This window comes from Streptomyces sp. NPDC086077, assembly GCF_040686175.1.
Classification (GTDB): Bacteria; Actinomycetota; Actinomycetes; order Streptomycetales; family Streptomycetaceae; genus Streptomyces.
This window is the reverse complement of sequence record NZ_JBFBJT010000152.1, coordinates 1-16,909: the sequence shown is the minus strand read 5'-3', so window position 1 is coordinate 16,909 and position 16,909 is coordinate 1. Positions and strand designations below refer to the sequence as shown.

Annotated in this window: 14 protein-coding genes and 1 pseudogene; 6 read left to right on the top strand and 9 right to left on the bottom strand. The window is 72.9% G+C overall.

Translation table 11 applies throughout. The annotated features are described in order from the left end of the window. Positions 1–328: 328 nt before the first annotated feature. The gene (locus tag AB0O67_RS30880) at positions 329–988 is read right to left on the bottom strand and encodes a chaplin (protein WP_365457161.1); all 660 of its coding nucleotides are present in this window, start codon (positions 986–988) and stop codon (positions 329–331) included. Positions 989–1,290: 302 nt separating this feature from the next. Here AB0O67_RS30880 and AB0O67_RS30875 point away from each other — a divergent pair, with 302 nt between their 5' ends. From AB0O67_RS30875 to AB0O67_RS30865, 3 genes are all read left to right on the top strand, one after another. Continuing rightward, complete coding sequence (locus AB0O67_RS30875) at positions 1,291–2,904, top strand: alpha/beta fold hydrolase (RefSeq protein ID WP_365457158.1); 1,614 nt, start codon at positions 1,291–1,293, stop codon at positions 2,902–2,904. Positions 2,905–2,956: 52 nt separating this feature from the next. Further along, a complete protein-coding gene (locus AB0O67_RS30870; RefSeq protein ID WP_365457155.1) occupies positions 2,957–4,051 on the top strand; it encodes a chemotaxis protein in 1,095 nt (364 codons plus the stop codon). 61 nt (positions 4,052–4,112) lie between these two features. After that, complete coding sequence (locus AB0O67_RS30865) at positions 4,113–5,138, top strand: Gfo/Idh/MocA family oxidoreductase (RefSeq protein ID WP_365457152.1); 1,026 nt, start codon at positions 4,113–4,115, stop codon at positions 5,136–5,138. A 25-nt stretch (positions 5,139–5,163) separates the two neighbouring features. Here AB0O67_RS30865 and AB0O67_RS30860 read toward each other — a convergent pair whose 3' ends face one another. Beyond that, positions 5,164–5,577: an SsgA family sporulation/cell division regulator gene (locus AB0O67_RS30860; protein WP_365457149.1), complete on the bottom strand. Its 414-nt coding sequence runs from the start codon at positions 5,575–5,577 to the stop codon at positions 5,164–5,166. 346 nt (positions 5,578–5,923) lie between these two features. On the opposite strand from AB0O67_RS30860, the gene AB0O67_RS30855 reads away from it, so the two are divergent. After that, positions 5,924–7,357: a SpoIIE family protein phosphatase gene (locus AB0O67_RS30855; protein WP_365457146.1), complete on the top strand. Its 1,434-nt coding sequence runs from the start codon at positions 5,924–5,926 to the stop codon at positions 7,355–7,357. A 47-nt stretch (positions 7,358–7,404) separates the two neighbouring features. Here AB0O67_RS30855 and AB0O67_RS30850 read toward each other — a convergent pair whose 3' ends face one another. After that, positions 7,405–8,895 carry a hypothetical protein gene (locus tag AB0O67_RS30850; RefSeq protein ID WP_365457143.1) on the bottom strand — a complete coding sequence of 497 codons (1,491 nt, stop codon included), beginning with the start codon at positions 8,893–8,895 and terminating at the stop codon, positions 7,405–7,407. Positions 8,896–9,140: 245 nt separating this feature from the next. Here AB0O67_RS30850 and AB0O67_RS30845 point away from each other — a divergent pair, with 245 nt between their 5' ends. Next, positions 9,141–10,319, top strand: coding sequence for an aminoglycoside phosphotransferase family protein (locus tag AB0O67_RS30845; protein WP_365457140.1), 1,179 nt, complete (start codon positions 9,141–9,143; stop codon positions 10,317–10,319). A 269-nt stretch (positions 10,320–10,588) separates the two neighbouring features. Further along, entirely contained in the window at positions 10,589–12,628 is a 2,040-nt protein-coding gene (locus AB0O67_RS30840) for an N-acetylmuramoyl-L-alanine amidase (RefSeq protein ID WP_365457137.1), read from the top strand. On the opposite strand, the gene AB0O67_RS30835 is transcribed toward AB0O67_RS30840, so the two are convergent. The 6 genes and pseudogenes from AB0O67_RS30835 to AB0O67_RS30810 all read right to left on the bottom strand — a co-directional run. Next, complete coding sequence (locus AB0O67_RS30835) at positions 12,567–13,064, bottom strand: hypothetical protein (RefSeq protein WP_365457134.1); 498 nt, start codon at positions 13,062–13,064, stop codon at positions 12,567–12,569. The genes AB0O67_RS30840 and AB0O67_RS30835 overlap by 62 nt on opposite strands. 193 nt (positions 13,065–13,257) lie before the next feature. Next, positions 13,258–13,857, bottom strand: a complete 600-nt coding sequence (locus AB0O67_RS30830; RefSeq protein WP_365457131.1) for an ABATE domain-containing protein — start codon at positions 13,855–13,857, stop codon at positions 13,258–13,260. A 66-nt stretch (positions 13,858–13,923) separates the two neighbouring features. Next, the gene (locus AB0O67_RS30825; protein WP_365457128.1) at positions 13,924–14,820 is read right to left on the bottom strand and encodes a universal stress protein; all 897 of its coding nucleotides are present in this window, start codon (positions 14,818–14,820) and stop codon (positions 13,924–13,926) included. A gap of 157 nt (positions 14,821–14,977) precedes the next feature. Then, on the bottom strand, positions 14,978–15,220 hold the full coding sequence (locus AB0O67_RS30820; RefSeq protein WP_365457125.1) for a DUF397 domain-containing protein: 243 nt from the start codon (positions 15,218–15,220) through the stop codon (positions 14,978–14,980). A gap of 82 nt (positions 15,221–15,302) precedes the next feature. Next, positions 15,303–16,469 carry a thiolase domain-containing protein gene (locus AB0O67_RS30815; RefSeq protein ID WP_365457123.1) on the bottom strand — a complete coding sequence of 389 codons (1,167 nt, stop codon included), beginning with the start codon at positions 16,467–16,469 and terminating at the stop codon, positions 15,303–15,305. Continuing rightward, positions 16,466–16,909 (bottom strand): annotated as a pseudogene (locus tag AB0O67_RS30810) (lipid-transfer protein); the annotation flags it as partial. The gene AB0O67_RS30815 and the pseudogene AB0O67_RS30810, both read right to left, overlap by 4 nt.

Below are 16,909 nucleotides of genomic sequence, written 5' to 3'. Positions count from 1 at the left end.
AACGCTCGGCTGGGAAACCCCAGCCGAGCGTCTGCATAAACTGCTCGCCGTCTGACCTAACCGATCATGTGTTGCGACGATCCCTAGAAACCGCCTCACCACCGATGGGGCCTCCCGCATGCGTGCCCGGACCCGCGCCGGACCGGCGATACCAGGCAGGCGCGGGAGACCCCGCAGGCTCAGCAACCCGCAAGGACCCATGACGCCGTGCGGGCCCAACGGTGCCATGCGGCCTCACCAGCCCCCAGGGGCGACGCACCAGCAGGCATCTGCCGTGAGCGGTCAGCCGGGCATTAGCGTGGGCCACCAGCCTCCCGGCCGAATACAGCTAGCGCATCGGGCGAGGTCGGAACCGGCGGTAGAGGGCCGCCCCGCCGAGCACCAGCGCCGAGGCGCCGATCGCCGTGGGCAGAGTCGCGTCCGCGCCGGTCTCGGCGAGGCCGGCCGTCGGCTCCGTGGCACGCGGGGCCATCGGCTTCGGCGCCGGGAGGGCCTTCGGCGGGACCGACGGTTCCGGCGCCGGCTCCTCGGGGCGGACCGGGCCGCCGGAGTTCTCCGACTCGTTGCCGACGGCCGCGTTGCCGATGCCGACGACGTTCACGCTGTTGCCGGTGACGTTCACCGGCAGATCCACCGGGAGCTGTACCCCGTTGCCGGAGAGCACTCCGGGCGAATCCTTTCCGCTGCCCTCGGCGGATGCTCCCCCACCGGACGCGGACCCCGAACCGGGGCCTCCCTTCGTCGCGCCGCCGGTGTTGGCGCAGCGGTTGCCCGCGGCGGGGTTCAGGAGCCCCACCACGTTCACGGTGTTCCCGCACACGTTCACCGGGACGTGCACCGGGAGCTGGATGGTGTTGCCGGAGATCAGCCCTGGCGAGCCGACCGCGGCTCCGTCGGCCGCGGAGTCCGCGTGCGCCGGAAACGTCACAGCCATCGCGCCGGACGCGGCGGCGACGGCGATCACACCGTTTCGGGTAACCCGTTTCATTGGGTCCCTGCCTTCCAGACGTGGTCGCGGGCACTCACCCGCACCGGATAAAACGCAGGTGAACCATCCGAGTTATGGCTTATCCGCCTTTCACCCCACCGAGTGACACGTTTGTCGAACTGGCAGTAAAGGCGTCCGAACCCCTGCACACAGTCCGTAACCGACCGTACCGGGCGGGTGAGCCGAACAGGTGAGGGCGGCCCCCGCGTCCCACCGGCCCCGGAGGCGGCCCCCGCGAGGGCCGCTTATCGTGAGCGAGGGCGCCGTTCACCGGTCCCCTGCGGGGCCCCTTGGAGGCATCGATGCTGGCCAAGCTGTCACCGCGGCGCGCGGTACGACGCCACTCGGTCGCCGGAGCCATCGGCCTGGCGATGCTGGGCGCCGGCGTGCCGGCGACGCCCGCGGACGACGCGCAGCCCGACCTGACCCGGTTCTACCGGCAGAAGGTCGTGTGGAAGAAGTGCGAGGGCGGGACCGTCCCCCGCGACCTTCAGTGCGGAAAGGTCACCGTCCCGCTGGACTACGCCCGGCCGGACGCCGGAACGCTCGATCTGGCGCTGGCCCGGTACCGGGCGAGCGGCCACAAGCGCGGCTCGCTGCTGCTGAACTTCGGCGGTCCCGGCGGTCCGGGAGTCAGCGAACTCGCTCACAGCCGCGACGACTTCATGAGCCTGACCGACGGCTACGACGTGGTGAGCTTCGATCCGCGCGGCGTCGGCCGCTCCTCCCCGGTCAGTTGCGGCGACAGCCCGTACGCCGGCGCCGAGGTCACGGCCGGGACCGACGAGACGCTGCGCGATCCGAACGCGGTGCTGCGGCAGTTGAAGAAGGCGGCCGAGGAGTGCGCCAAGCACTCCGGACCCGTGCTGCCGCACATAGGCACGATCAACGTCTCCCGGGACCTGGACGTCATACGTGACGCCCTCGGCGACGACAAGCTCAACTTTCTCGGCTTCTCCTACGGATCGCGTCTCGGCGCGGTGTACTCGGCCCAGTTCCCGGACAAGGTGGGCCGGATGGCGCTCGACGGCGTGGACACGCTGACGGAGTCGCTCGCCAGGCAGGGCGTGGCGGGCGCCTCGGGGCAGCAGACCGCGCTGGACGACTTCATCGACTGGTGCGTGAAGGACATCGCCTGCCCGTTCGGCCAGGACGCGCGGGCGGCGCGCGAGGAGGTCGTACGCCTGGTCCGGTCGATGGACGAGGACCCGGTCCCGACCGCGTTCAGCGGCGAGTTCACCGGGCAAGACCTGGTCGGCGCGCTGAGCCAGGCGCTCTACAGCAGGCAGATGTGGCCGTCGCTGGAGCGCGCCCTGGCCTCGCTGGTCGAGGACGGGGACACGCGGGGCGTCGAGGCCTTCGCCACCGGCGGCCTCGCGTCCCCGGGGCCGCGACAGGGCCGCCGGGGGGACTCGCCGTCGGTCGACGGCGGGCTCGTGGACCAGGAGAACGTCCCCCTGGACAACCTCCCGGCCGCGCTGATGGCGGTCAACTGCGCCGACGACCCCGACCGCCCCACGGCCCGGCAGATCACCGGGAACCTCGCCCGGCTGCGGGCCACCTACGAGGCGGCGTCCCCGGTCTTCGGCCCGTTCCGCCTCACGCAGGTCCTGCTGTGCTACGGCCGCCCCCGGGGCACCGACTTCATCCGCGACGAGGTGAAGAACGTCGACGGCCCCGAGATGCTGCTGGTGGGCACGCGCGGCGACCCGGCGACGCCGTACCGCTGGGCCGTGCAGACGGCGAAGCGGCTGGGGCCGTCGGCCGTGCTGCTCGACAACAAGGGCGAGGGCCACACCGGTTACATGTCGTCCAAGTGCGTGCACGGCAAGGTCGACGACTTCCTGCTCTACGGCACCCTGCCGCCGAACGGCAGCTCCTGCGGCTCCGGGAACGGCGAGGGGGCCGCTCCATGACGATCATCCCGCCCCAAATGCCCGATACGTGAATCGGTCCTATGGTTCTGTCATGGAGCACGCACTCAGTCCCACGACCCTGTCCGAGCTGCGCCGCCCGCGCCCTTACCCGGCAGTCTCCGTGCTGACGCCGACGCACCGCAGGGAGCCGTACAACGCGCAGGACCGGGTCCGGCTGCGCAATGTGGTGTCCGAGGCCAAGAAGCAGCTGGAGGCCGATCCCGCGGTGACCCGGGAGCGGCGTGCCGATGTGGCGGCCCAGCTCGACCAGGCGCTCGGCGAGGTCGATCTGACCCATTCCGAGGACGGCCTGGTGATCTACGCCGCCCCCGGTGAGCACCAGGTGTGGTCGCTCGCCCGTACCGTGCCCGAGCGGGTGGTGCTCTCCGACACCTTCCTCACCCGCAACCTGGTCTCCGCACAGGTGTCCGAACGGTCGTTCTGGGTGCTGTCGATCTCGGCCGACCGCGCCACCCTGTGGAACGGCGGCGGGGGCCGCGTCACCGAAGAGCGCGGCGGCGGCTTCCCGATGACCCGCAGGGCGGAGAACTTCGACCCCGAGCGCCTGGAACGGGTCGGCGACCTGCCGAGCACGTTCCGCGACGAGGACACCCGGCACTTCCTGCGCGAGGCCGACACGGCGGTGGGCGCGATCCTGCGGGACCGTCCGCGGCCGCTGTACGTGACCGGTGAGCAGGCCGCGCTGTCCTGCCTCGACGAGGTCGGGGACGCCTCGCGGCGGGCCCTGCACATCGCGCACGGCGGTCTCGCCCACGGCACCCCGGACGCCGTGTGGCAGGCGGTGGGCGCGATCGTCGAGGACGAGGACCTGAGGACCATCGACACCGTGACGAAGGAACTCGAATCGGCCCGCGGGCGCAAGGAGTTCGCGGCCGGTGTGGACGAGGTCTGGCAGAACGCCCGGGAGGCCCGGGTGCGGCTGCTCGCCGTCGAGGAGAACTACCGCGTGACCGTGCGCGACGACGGCGACCACCTCGTCCCGGCCTCCGGCGACGATCTCGACGCCCGCGAGGACATCGTGGACGAGATCGTGGAGCAGTGCCTGGAGACCGGCGCCGACGTCCGCTTCGTCCCGGACGGCACCCTGGCCGACGCCAACGGCATCGCGGGAGTGCTTCGCTACTGACGGCGCCCGCGCCCTTGTGCCTACGCTACGCCGGGACAGCCGGCGACAAGGGAGGGCGCACGTGGGTGAGCTGCTGGGCGTGGCGGTGCTGGGCGCGGGACACATGGGAGCGGACCACATACGGCGGCTGGACCGGGTGGTGAGCGGCGCCAGGGTGGCCGCCGTCGCCGACCCGGACCCGGCACGGGCGAAAGAGGCGGCGGCGGGTATCGACGGGGTCGCGGTGCACTCCGAGGCGGAGGCCGCTCTGGACGCGCCCGGGGTCAGCGCCGTACTGATCGCCTCCCCCGGCCCCGCCCACGAGGAGGCCCTTCTCGCGGCCTTCGCGCGCGGCCTTCCGGTGCTGTGCGAGAAACCCATGGTGCCGGAGTCGGAGGGGGCGCTGCGGGTGGTGGAGGCCGAGGCGCGGCTCGGCCGGCGGCTCGCGCAGATCGGCTTCATGCGGCGCTACGACGCCGAGTACCGGCAACTGAAGTCGCTGCTGGACAGTGGCCGTCTGGGGCGGCCGCTGATGCTGCACTGCGTCCACCGCAACGTCTCCTCGCCGCCGGGCTTCACCAGCGCGATGCTGGTCAACAGTTCGGTCTCGCACGAGATCGACGCGGCGCGCTGGCTGCTCGGCCAGGAGCTGACCGCCGTGACGGTGCTGCGTCCCCGGTCCTCCGCGAACGCCCCCGAGGGCCTGGTCGATCCGCAGTTCGTGCTGTTCGAGACGGCGGGCGGCGCGGTGGTCGACGTGGAGGTCTTCGTGAACTGCGGTTTCGGCTACCAGGTGCGCTGCGAGGCCGTCTGCGAGGCGGGCAGCGCCCGGATCGGGGAGGACCACACCGTACTCGTCACGGCGGAGGGCGGCGCCCGCCAGGAGGTGCCGCAGGACTACCTCGTACGGTTCGCGGACGCCTACGACCGCCAGGTGCAGGCCTGGGTCGACGCCACCCGGCAGGGCCGGGTCACCGGCCCGAGCGCCTGGGACGGATACGCGGCCTCCGTCGTCGCCGAGGCGGGGGTCAGAGCCCTGGAGGGCGGCGGCCGGGTGACCGTCGGCCTCGCCGCACGCCCGGAGCTGTACGCGGGCCAGGACGGCTGACCCGCGGCACGGCCCCGCCGCCGGGTCAGACCTCGTCGAACAGGGTGCTCAGCCCCCGCTCGACGGCCCCGCCGACGTCCTCCTGACCGGCCGCGACGACCGCGTACGTGCGCAGCAGGAAGCGGCGCAGCGCCGAGGTGTCGAACTGGAGCAGCGCGAGTCCGCACGGCGAGTGGAACTCCAGCACCGTGAGGGCCCGCCCGCACGGCCAGATGTGCACGTCACCGCTGCCGGCCGGGCCCCGCACCCCTTCCTCCAGCAGCGTCCGGGCGAAGGTCCAGCTGAGCGCCCGGCCGTCGAGGCACGACTCGGGCGGGAAGTCGAAGTGCACCGCGAGGGGGTCGGCGGACAGGTAGCGGAGGGTGACGGGGACGGGGAGCTCCCGCTCCTCCGCCGTGATCAGCCGGGCGCGGGCGGGCTGCTGGAGCGTGATGTCCATGCTTCGGTCTCCACTGCGCGAGAGGGCGGCCGGTTCCATGCCGGTTCTCTTACGAGCGCGTTGCGCCCTCTCACGTACACCCTGGAACACGCATACGACGAACACCCATTTGAGTGCGACACATAAGGCCCGACAGCCCGTCAATTCACGTACGCCGCATACGACTTGCCCGTCGCGGGACGTAGGTACCGGCTACGCACCAAGCACTCCGTGAAGACGCTGGCATATGCCAGATGCACCACCGTATCGTGTGTTGCCAAATCCCTTACAGGGCGTCGCGGGCTGTGCGACAGTCGTAGCGGTCCCACCACCGCCTTGTCGTACCGTCCCCGCATCGGAGTGCGTCATGCCGTCCCATCTCTCTGCGGACCACCCAGCCGCCCAGCCGCCAGGACGCGGCACGGTCGAAGCGCTGATATCGCAGACGCGACGGCTCAAAGGCGACATGGACGCCGTACGGCGGGACGCGCGCAGTGACGGCTCGGACCCACGGGACCGTTGGCAGCGCGCACTCTACGACCTCGCGCTGCATCAACTCAACGACCTCGACGAGCATCTGGCCCAGCTGCGCGACGGCCCGCCCCCGGTCACCGCGACGGCGCGGGCCGAGCAGGCCCCGGCGGCGGTGCCCGCGGCCCGCGGCGACTCGCTGCTCAGCCGGGTCGGCAGCGCGGAGTGGAACCTGCTGACGGACCATGCCAGTTGGTCCACCGAGCTGTACGAGATCCTCGGCCGCGACGCCTCCACTCCCCCGCTCACCCTGGACGAGCTGCCCTCGCTGGTGTTCGACGCGGACCGGCCCAAGCTGACCTCGATGGTCACGGACTGCCTGGTCGACGCCCAGCGCATCGACGGCGAGTTCCGGATCGTACGGCCGGACGGCGGGGTGCGGACGGTTCACATGATGGGCGAGCCCGTGCTCGGCTCTGACGGCAGCACCGCCTCGATGTGGGCCGTGCTGCGGGACGTCAGCGAACTGCGGCGCAGCCAGCGAGCGGTGAGCGAGACCCGTGACTCGCTCCGGCGCCCGCAGGACGTCGCACGGTGGTCCGAGCACGGGCCGGCGGTCGAGCCGCAGGAGGCCGTGCTGCCGCCGTGGCGCGGCTCCCTGCGGCTCCCGCGCCAGGACGGCCCGCACAGCCTGGAGCTGGCGGCCCGTCGCCTGCCCGCGTCACCCGGCGAGTCGACCGGCGGCGACTGGTACGACGCGCTGGAACTGCCCGAGGGTGAGACGCTGCTGAGCGTCGGCGACCTCACCGGCCACGGCGTCGCCGTGACGTCGGGCATGGCGATGCTGCTGGGCGCCGTCCGCGGCATGGCGATGGCGGGCACCCGGCCCGGCAAGCTGCTGGCGTGGCTGAACCAGCTGCTGGACACGACCGTCGAGCCCGCCCTGGGCAGCGCCGTCTGCTGCCGCTACCGCCCCGAGACCCGCACTCTGGTCTGGGCGCAAGCAGGACACCCCGCCCCGCTGCTGTTCCGCAACGGGACGGGGCGCAGGTTGAACGCACCGGACGGCGTCCTGCTCGGCGCGACCTCGGGTGCCGCCTACGGCGAGACCGAGGAGGCCCTCGAAGAGGGCGACCTGGTCCTGCTGCACACCGACGGGCTGGTGCCCGGAAGCAGCGGGACGGACGCCGCGCCCCGCCTCACCGACCTGGCCCCGCGCTTCGCCGAGGCCCGGACCGCACAGGACTGCCTGCGGATGGTCGTGGAGGAGTTCGGCGAGACGGCACGCCAGGACGACGCCTGCGTCCTGATCGCCAGGGTCACGTCATAGGGAGAAGGAACAGGGAGAGGGAGAAGAGGGGGACAGGAACAGTCGCCCTACACCGTTGAGCTGTTACCTTTCCCCTTCTGCTTTGGCAGAGCCAGCTTGATCTCCTCCCGCAACTGCTGGATCTTCGGGTACTCGGCGTACTGGGCGGTGAGCCGGTACATCTGGCGCAGCCGGTCCCAGGTACGGCGCGAGGAGTTCTGGCCCATGGACATCAGCGCGAGACGGGCGAACCGGTCCGCCTGCTCGGGGTCGTCCGCGATGAAGCAGGCGGACGCCATGGACAGGAAGTCGAAGATCTTCGACCGCTGTTGTGCGTCGACCCGCAGCGCCAGGGCCTTGTCCGCGTAGTGCTGGGCGTGCGCCGCGGCGCCCGGCTCGTGCTCCGCGAGCGTGCGGTAGGCCAAGGCCTGCATGCCGTACAGGTCCGCCTCGTTGAACAGCTGCATCCAGCTGGGCGGGGGTACGTCCCCCTTGTCGGAGACGAACAGGTCCTCCGCCTGCCCGAGGGTGCGGCGCATAGCCTGGCCCTTGCCCATGGACGCCTGCGCCCAGGCCTCGACGGTGTGGAACATCGCCTGGGTCCGGGGCAGCACCTCCTCCCCCGAGCCGGAGGTGGCGAGCTTCATCAGGTCGAGCGCGTCGTCGGGCCGGCCCAGATGCACCATCTGGCGGGCCGCCCGGGAGAGCGCCTCCCCGGCCCGGGGCCGGTCGCCGCCCTCTCTCGCGGCATGGGCGGCGATGACGAAGTACTTCTGGGCCGTGGGTTCCAGGCCGACGTCGTGCGACATCCAGCCCGCGAGGACGGCGAGATTGGCCGCGACGCCCCACAGGCGCCGTTGCAGATGGGGTGGGTGACGGTAGGCGAGCATGCCGCCCACCTCGTTGAGCTGGCCCACGACCGCCTTGCGCTGGAGCCCGCCGCCGCGGGCCGCGTCCCAGGCGCGGAACACCTCGACCGAGCGCTCCAGTTCCTCGATCTCCTGCGACCCGATGGGGGCGGCCTCGTAACGGTCGAACCCGGCGGGGTCGGCGTGCAGGGGGTCGTCGATCTGGGGAGCGTCGGCCGCCAGGGCCGGGTCGGTGTGCAGCCAGTCGTACATGGCGCTGCTGAGTGCGGATCCCGCGGCGAGCACGGCACCCGCGCCCACCAAGCCGCGTCGGTTGAGCATGAGGTCCATTCCCGTGAATTCGGTGAGGACCGCAGCGGTCCGTTCGGGCGCCCACGGCACACCGTCGGGATGGTCCACATTCCCGCCGCTCTGCCGTTTCCCCGCACGCCCGTGCCGGACCAGACCGAGGTCCTCCATGGTCACGACACGGCCGAGACGCTCGGTGAACAGAGCCGCCAGCACCCGCGGCACCGGATCGCGCGGGATCTCTCCCGTGTCGATCCACCGCCGCACCCGCGAGGTGTCGGTCGCAAGCTGAGGATGGCCCATGGCCGCCGCCTGCTTGTTGACCAGCCTCGCGAGCTCTCCCTTGGACCAGCCGGCCAGGCCGAACAGGTCCGCCAGGCGGGTGTTGGGTTGTCCGCTCACATCAAGCCCCCAGGTACTCGGCTGAGTTGACAGTAGCCCGGGGCGAGTTGCCGGGCGACTATTCGCCAGGGTTCGCCAGGGTGCGCCAGATGGTGTGCCACGGGACATCGGGTGTCAGGTAGGAAAGCGCCACCCCGACCCGGTCGCCTGCTTGATACGGCTGGTGCATTCCCCAGGGTGCACCCGGGCGGTCGGGGCGGGTGGCGCAATGACTTCGCAGGCACACGAAGGGATCTGTTTCGCCCATGTACACAGCATCGTCCTCCGTGTCCGCCCCGCCCCGGCCGCTGCGCCCGCGCCCCGCGGCTCCCGCCTCCTCGAGGCCGGGAGAGCCCCCCCTGCCGGGCGGCGGCCCCTACCTAGCCCCCCCGCGCCCGACGGCCCCCGTGCTCGGCGCGGGCCGGTCACGGCGCCCCGCGGGGCTCGGCACCCAACCGCTCAGCGGGAGACTCGACTTGTCCGGCCCCCAGGGCGCCCAGCTGCGCACGGCGATCGCGTCGGTGCACCGGATCTGCCCGGAGTTCGCTCCGGTGCAGGTTCTGCGCCGCAGCGGACGGTCCGTGCTGCTGGTCGGCACCACAGGACGCAGTACGGCCGTCGCCAAGTGTTTAGTCGACCAGTCCCCGGCGTGGGCCGAGCGGATCCGCCACGAAATAGCGGCATACCGCTCGTTCGTCCGGCACCGCCCGCCCGTGCGGGCGCCCCGGCTGATCGCGGCGGACCCGGACAACTGCACCTTGGTCATCGAGCGGATGCCCGGACGGGCGGCGGCCCTCCAGCGGCACCCGTCGGAGGCACCGCCGCGCGCGGACATCCGGCAGGCGCTGAGCGCGATCTGCCGGCTGAACGCCTGGCGGCCCCCCGCGGGCACGTTCGACGCGCCGCTGGACTACGCGGCTCGCATCTCCCGCTACCACGAGCTGGGTCTGCTCACCGACCGGGACCTGGGCGACCTGCAGAAGCTGCTGCACGGCATCGCGCTCGCCGCGGGCCGGCAGGGCATGGGCCAGTTCTGCCACGGTGACGCCCTGCTGTCGAACGTCCTGCTCTCACCGGCGGGACCGGTGCTGGTGGACTGGGAGCACGCCGGCTGGTACCTGCCGGGGTACGACCTGGCCACCCTGTGGGCGGTGCTCGGCGACGCGCCGGGTGCGCGGCGGCACATCAGCCAGATCGCCCAGTCCGCGGGGCCGGCCTCGCGGGACGCGTTCCTGGTCAATCTGATGCTCGTGCTGACCCGTGAGATCCGTACGTACGAGACGGCCGTGCAGCGTTCGATGCACGACACGACCCCTGCGGCACCGGGAGCGGCCCACCCGGGTGCTGCGCCGTCCGGCGAGGAACAGCGGCTGCTCCTGCGGCGGCTGCACGACGACTGCCAGCTGGCCCGCCGGGCCGTGCGCGCGGCGGTCGGCACTCGCTGAAGGGGGATGACGGTCCGCGGTGTGCCCAGGACAGCGGCGCACCGCGGACCTCGTCGCGTCCGGGGCCACGGAACGGGCCCCATTGGTGTATGCCACTGACGCCCCGCAGGCCGGTCGGCCGCCGCCGCGAAACTCCCCGCACCCCGCGCTGACCGGGGAAATCGCCTTCCCGGTTGCATGATTGACGGATCGTCGGAGAGCCGGTACCACTGACACGCCCGGCCCCCGCACGGCTCATCGCGCCCAACCGTCCCAGCCAGGAGGCTGCTTTGCGAGGATCCGCCACCGACCCCCGACGAGCCGCCGGGCCGAGGCGTCCGCGCCGCGGCGCCGGCGTTGTGGCCGCAGCGGCGCTGATGCTGCCGCTGCTCGGCGCGGCCCCGTCCGACGCCGGCCCGGACGACAGTGCGGACGGGCGGTTGCAGCAGGCGTTCGAGAGGGCCGCCGCCGCGTACGACGTGCCGCAGAGCGTGCTGCTCGGTGTCTCCTATCTCCAGTCCCGCTGGGACGCGCACGGCAGCGCGCCGAGCGTGTCCGGCGGATACGGCCCGATGCACCTCACCGACGCCCGTACGGCTCTGGCCACCGCGCCGCATCACAGCGAGGGATCCGAGGACCCACGCGGTGACGACGCCCGCCCGGCGCTGCTCCCGGAGGCGAAGCTGCCGCAGAGCGCCGAACTCCCGGCCCGCCTGCGGACCCTGACGCAGGCCGCCGAGCTGACCGGCATCAGCGCCGAGGACCTGCGCACCGACCCGGCGGCCAATGTGGCGGGCGGCGCGGCGCTGCTCGCCGCCGCGCAGCGCGAGCTGGGCGAACCGCTGAGCGACGATCCGGCCGGCTGGTACGGGGCGGTGGCCCGCTTCTCCGGCGCCGACGACGCCGCGACGGCGGCGAGGTACGCCGACGACGTGTACGACGTGCTGCGCACCGGCCTGCAACGGCGCACGGACGCCGGGCAGCGGGTCACCCTGGCGGCGCAGCCCGGACTCGTCCCCGACACCGCGCCGTTGCGGTCGGCGGGCCTGCGCGCGGCGGACACCGAGGGCACCGAATGCCCGGCCACCGTCTCCTGCGAGTGGATCCCGGCGCCGTACGAGGAGTTCGGCGACGGCGACTACGGCAACCACGACCTGGGCTCGCGCCCGGCCTCGCAGGACATCGACTACATCGTGGTGCACGACACGGAGGGCGCCTGGGAGGGCGTCCTCGACATGGTGCAGGACCCGACCTACGTGTCCTGGAACTACTCGCTGCGCTCCACGGACGGCCACATCGCGCAGCACGTCAAGGCGAAGGACGTGGCCTGGCACGCGGGAAACTGGTACGTCAACGCCAAGTCGATCGGGCTGGAGCACGAGGGCTTCCTGACCTCGCCGGACGCCTGGTACACGGAGGCGATGTACCGCTCGTCGGCCCGGCTGGTGAAGTACCTCGCCAAGAAGTACGGCATCCCGTTGGACCGGCAGCACATCCTCGGCCACGACACCGTGCCCGGCACGACCACGGCGACGATCCCCGGCATGCACACGGACCCCGGCCCGTACTGGGACTGGCGGCACTACTTCACGCTGCTGGGCCGCCCCTTCGGTCCCACCGCCCGCGCGGGCAGCGGCATGGTGACGATCCTGCCGGACTACGCCGCGAACCGGCCGGAGTACACGGGCTGCACCACGCCGGGCGCGCCCTGCGCGACGCACGGCTCGAGCGCGGTGCGGCTGTACTCGGGGCCCGGCGAGACCTACCCGCTGATCAAGGACATCGGTCTGCGGCCGGGCGGCGGCGACTCGACGACAGGCGTCAACGACCTCGGCTCACGGGTCTCCACCGGACAGCAGTTCGCGGTGGCCGGACGCCAGGGCGAGTGGACGGCGATCTGGTACCTGGGTCAGAAGGCGTGGTTCCGGAACCCGCCGAAGGCCCCGACCGCGGTGCCCGCGAAGGGCCTGGTCATCACGCCGAGGAGCGGGATGGACAGCGTCCCGGTGTACGGCCGCGCCTACCCGGAGGCGTCCGCCTACCCGGCGGGAGTGCCCGCCCAGTCGGTGTCCCCGCTGCCGTACAAGCTGCTCAACGGGCAGAAGTACGTCGTCGGCGACAAGGTGCCCGGCGAGTACTACTACGCGGTCACCTTCGCCACCGACGGGCACCGGGTGGTCGTGGGCAAGGACATGTACTACGAGATCCAGTTCGGCCACCGGGTCGCGTTCGTCCGGGCGGCCGACGTGAAGCTGTCGTTCCAGCGGCTCAGCCCTGCTGGAACAGCTCCGCCGGGAGCGGCTTCAGCAGGGCGTACAGATCGTCGGTGATCGGGCGGTCCCAGGCGGCGATGGTGACCAGCACGTTGTCGCTGCGGTCGAACTGCACGCAGGAGATGCGGCTCTCGGAGAGCTTCAGGCGGCGCACGATGAGGAGGTTGTCGCCCTGCATCACCGGCATGTCCTCGGTGCCGACGACGGTCACCTCCTCGTCGTTGTCCAGGGCCAGCAGCAGCTGGGCCACCTCGAACGGGACCTGCCCCTCGACGACCTCCCGGGCCGGGGAGCCCTCGGGGAGGTTGCCGATGATCATCGCGGGGCCGCGGCCGCCGAACAGGTCGTAGCGCAGGAAGACGCCCTGGCAGGTGCCGTCGGGGGCGGGCAGCAGGCCCGCGCCCAGATTGCCGGGCCAGTCGCCCGGGTCCATGGCCAGCACGTCGAAGTCGGGCCCGGCGGGGGTGGCGCTGCGGCGGCGGAGGAACGACATGCCGCCATGGTACGTGCCCGCAGGTCGTCGGCGCCGGGAGGGCGGGCGTCCGTTGAGGGGGCGCCGGACGGCTCGGCAGCGCACTGATGGGAACGCGGGGGCCGCATCGAAATGCGGCGCTGCCGCGTGGCGCGAGCAGCCAAGACGTTCCGCGGACGTCCGACGGCGCGACGTGGCGCCTCCCGCGGAGCGCCTAGGCGGGCTTCTTGTGCCGTTCGTGGTGGCGGGCGACGCGCGCGCGGTTGCCGCAGGACGGTTTGCACCACTCCTGACGCGGATGTTCCTTCAGGAAGTAGCGCTGACAGCGCGGGGCGTGGCAGGCGCGGAGCCGCTGCCGCTCGGGGCTCGCGAGGAAGGCGACCGCTGCCTGCGCGAGCAGGGCGGTCAGCTCGATCTCGCCGTGCGCGGGGTGGTGGCGCACGAGGGGTTCGGCGTCCTCGGGCCAGAGCAGGACCGGGACGGTGGGGGTGCGGGCCGCCGCGGCGTTCAGTCGCGCCAGGGCCTCGGCGGCGGGCAGCAGACGGGCCGCGTCGGCGGGGCTCGGCGCGGTGGGGCGTACGGCGCGGGCGAACAGGGCGCGGACGGCGGCGCGCAGCTCGCGGACGGCGGTCAGGGTCCCGGCGTCGGCGGTGTAGGCACCGGCGTCCGGTACGGCGTCGGGGTGGGCGCGCACCCAGGCGGTGAGCCCTTCGGTGCCGGTCAGGTCGTCGGCGACGCCGCCGTGCCCGTCGTGCCGGACGGTCAGGGCGAGGTCGAGCGCGAGCCGTGCGGCCCTGCTGGTCTGGTCCTGCATGGCGCTAATGATAGGGGGTGACAGTACCCATTAGCCTGCGGTGCTTTCCTCCAGCCTGCCCTGCGGCTACTCCTCCGGGGGCGCGGGCGGCACCACCGCGACGGGGCTCGCCGCGTGCAGCAGCACGGCGTGGGTGACCGAGCCCATCATGCGGGCGGGGGCGAGCAGGCGGCGGCGGTGGCGGCCCACGACGACCAGGTCGGCGCCCTGCGAGTGCGCGACGAGCTGGGCGGCGGCGTCGCCGGGCGCCACGTGCGGTTCCGTCCTGACGCCCAGGTGGCGCCGGCGGTGCGGGGCGAGGAAGCCCTCCGCGAGGGTGCGTACCTCGCTCTCGACGGCGTCCTGGTCGATGCCGGTCGGCAGCAGCTCGCCCGCCGCGCCCGCCCAGAGCTGAAGCGGCCACGGGTAGGCGGCGACCACCTGCAGGCGGGCGGCGCGCCGGGCGGCCTCCTCGAAGGCGAAGGCGAGTGTGGCGTCGTCCGGGCCGTCGACGTTGAGGCCCACGACCACCCGGGGGCCGGGTTCCTGCGGCGGCGCGTCGTCGACCTCGCGGCCGGGCCGGGGCACGACGACGACCGGGCAGGCGGCGTCCCGGGCCGCGGCGAGGCCGTTGGAGCCGAGCAGCAGACTCGCGAAGCCGCCGCGGCCCCGCGAGCCGAGGACCAAGAGCTGGGCGTCGGCGCCCAGTTCGGGGAGGACGGCGGACGGGGTGCCCTCGGGTCCGACGTACTCCACGTCCGGCGCGCCGGCGACGTGGGCGCGGGCCAGGGCGAGCACCGGATCGTCCTCGGTCTCCGGGAGCCGGGCGACCTCGACGTCGGCGGGCATCCGGGCGGCGTACTGCCGCACATGCACCACCCGCAGCGGGGCTCCGCGTCCGCGGGCGGCGTCGAGAGCCCAGTCCAGGGCCCGCAGGCTGTCGTCCGAACCGTCGAACGCCGCGATGACCGGCAGGGTGCTCATGGGTTCCTCACCTCCGCAGTGGCGAACCCCCCACTTCCCGGGACCGGCCTCGCTCAGGCACCGGCCCCGGGATGCCTCTCGGGATCGCGTGTCCGGAAACCGGGCGGAACACCCCTCCCTCCGGGCCGGTCGGTCACCCGGCTCACGCCGGGGAAGGTCAGGTCAGGTCGAACTCGCCCTCCCGGGCGCCCGACATGAACGCGCCCCACTCGGCGGGAGTGAAGATCAGGGAGGGGCTCTCCGGGCGGCCGCTGTTGCGCATGGCGATGAAACCCTCGACAAAGGCGATCTGGACATCCCCCCGGCCCCGGCTGCTGGACTGCCATTCGGCGTTGCTCAGATCCAGTTCCGGCTTGTCCCAGCCCTTGAGCGGCTGCTGCTGGATGGTGGTCTCGGCCACGTCCGTGCTCCTCCCGACTCGTCGTCCGCGGCCAGCCTAGCGATCGGTCCCCGGAGCCGACAGGCCACGTGAGGGGGACCTTTCAGGCGTCCGGCGGCCGCGCTCCCACCAGCCACATGGAGAAGAACTGCGAGCCGCCTCCGTAGGCGTGCCCGAGCACCTTGCGGGCGCCGTCGACCTGATGGTCGCCCGCCAGCCCGCGCACCTGGAGGGCCGCCTCCGCGAAGCGGATCATTCCGGAGGCGCCGATGGGGTTGGTGGACAGCACCCCGCCGGACATGTTGACCGGCAGGTCACCGTCCAGCTCGGTCACCCCGGACTCGGTGAGCTTCCAGCCCTCGCCCTCGGCGGCGAAGCCGAGGTTCTCCAGCCACATCGGCTCGTACCAGGAGAACGGCACGTAGATCTCGGCGGCGTCGATGTCCCGGCGGGGGTCGGCGATCCCGGCCTGCCGGTAGACGTCGGCGGCGCAGTCCTGGCCGGCCCGTGGCGAGACGAAGTCCTTCCCGGCGAAGAGGGTGGGCTCGCTGCGCATCGCGCCGCCGAGCATCCAGGCGGGCGGGCAGGGCGCGCGGGCGGCTCCGGACCGGTCGGTGAGGATCATGGCACAGGCGCCGTCGGAGGACGGGCAGGTCTCCGAGTAGCGGATCGGGTCCCAGAGCATCGGCGAGGCCTGGACCTTCTCCAGGGTGATGTCGCGCTCGTGGAGATGCGCGTACGGATTCCTCAGGGCGTTGCGCCGGTCCTTGTACGCCACGAGCGAGCCGATCGTGTCGGGCGCGCCGCTGCGCCGCATGTACGCGCGCACGTGCGGGGCGAAGAAGCCGCCCGCCCCGGCCAGCAGCGGCTGCTGGAACGGGATCGGCAGGGACAGGCCCCACATGGCGTTGGACTCGGACTGTTTCTCGAAGGCGAGGGTGAGGACGGTGGTGTGGACGCGGGCGGCGACGAGCTGGGCCGCGACCAGGGCGGTGGAGCCGCCGACCGACCCGGCGGTGTGCACGCGCAGCACCGGTTTGCCGACCGCGCCCAGCGCGTCCGCGAGGTAGAGCTCCGGCATCATCACGCCCTCGAAGAAGTCGGGCGCCTTGCCGATGACCACGGCGTCGATGTCGGCCCAGGTCAACTCGGCGTCGTCGAGGGCCGCTCGGGCCGCCTCCCGGACGAGCCCGGCGAGGGAGACGTCCCGGCGTGCCGCCACGTGCTTGGTCTGGCCGACGCCTACGACGGCCACGGGCTCCTTGCTCATCGGGGATCCCCTTCGAGTACGGCGACCAGGTTCTGCTGGAGGCAGGGGCCGGACGTGGCGTGGGCGAGGGCCCGGTCGGAGCCGCCCCGGTGGATGCGGCCGGCCGCCTCGCCGACGCGGATCAGGCCGGCGGCCATGATCGGGTGGGCGGCGAGCGCGCCGCCGGACGGGTTGACCGCCACGGTGTCGCCGAGCCGCAGCGCTTTGCGCAGGACGATCTCCTGCGCGGTGAAGGGCGCGTGCAGTTCGGCGGTGTCGACGGGCCGTTCGAAGGCGCCGGCGCGCTCGGCGGCCAGGCGGGTGGAGGGCGAGTCGGTGAGGTCCCGGACGCCGAGGCCGTGCGCCTCGATCCGGTGGTCGATGCCGCGGATCCAGGCGGGGCGCGCGCACAGCTCGGGGGCGCGCGCCCCGGCGGCGAGGAGCACGGCGGCGGCGCCGTC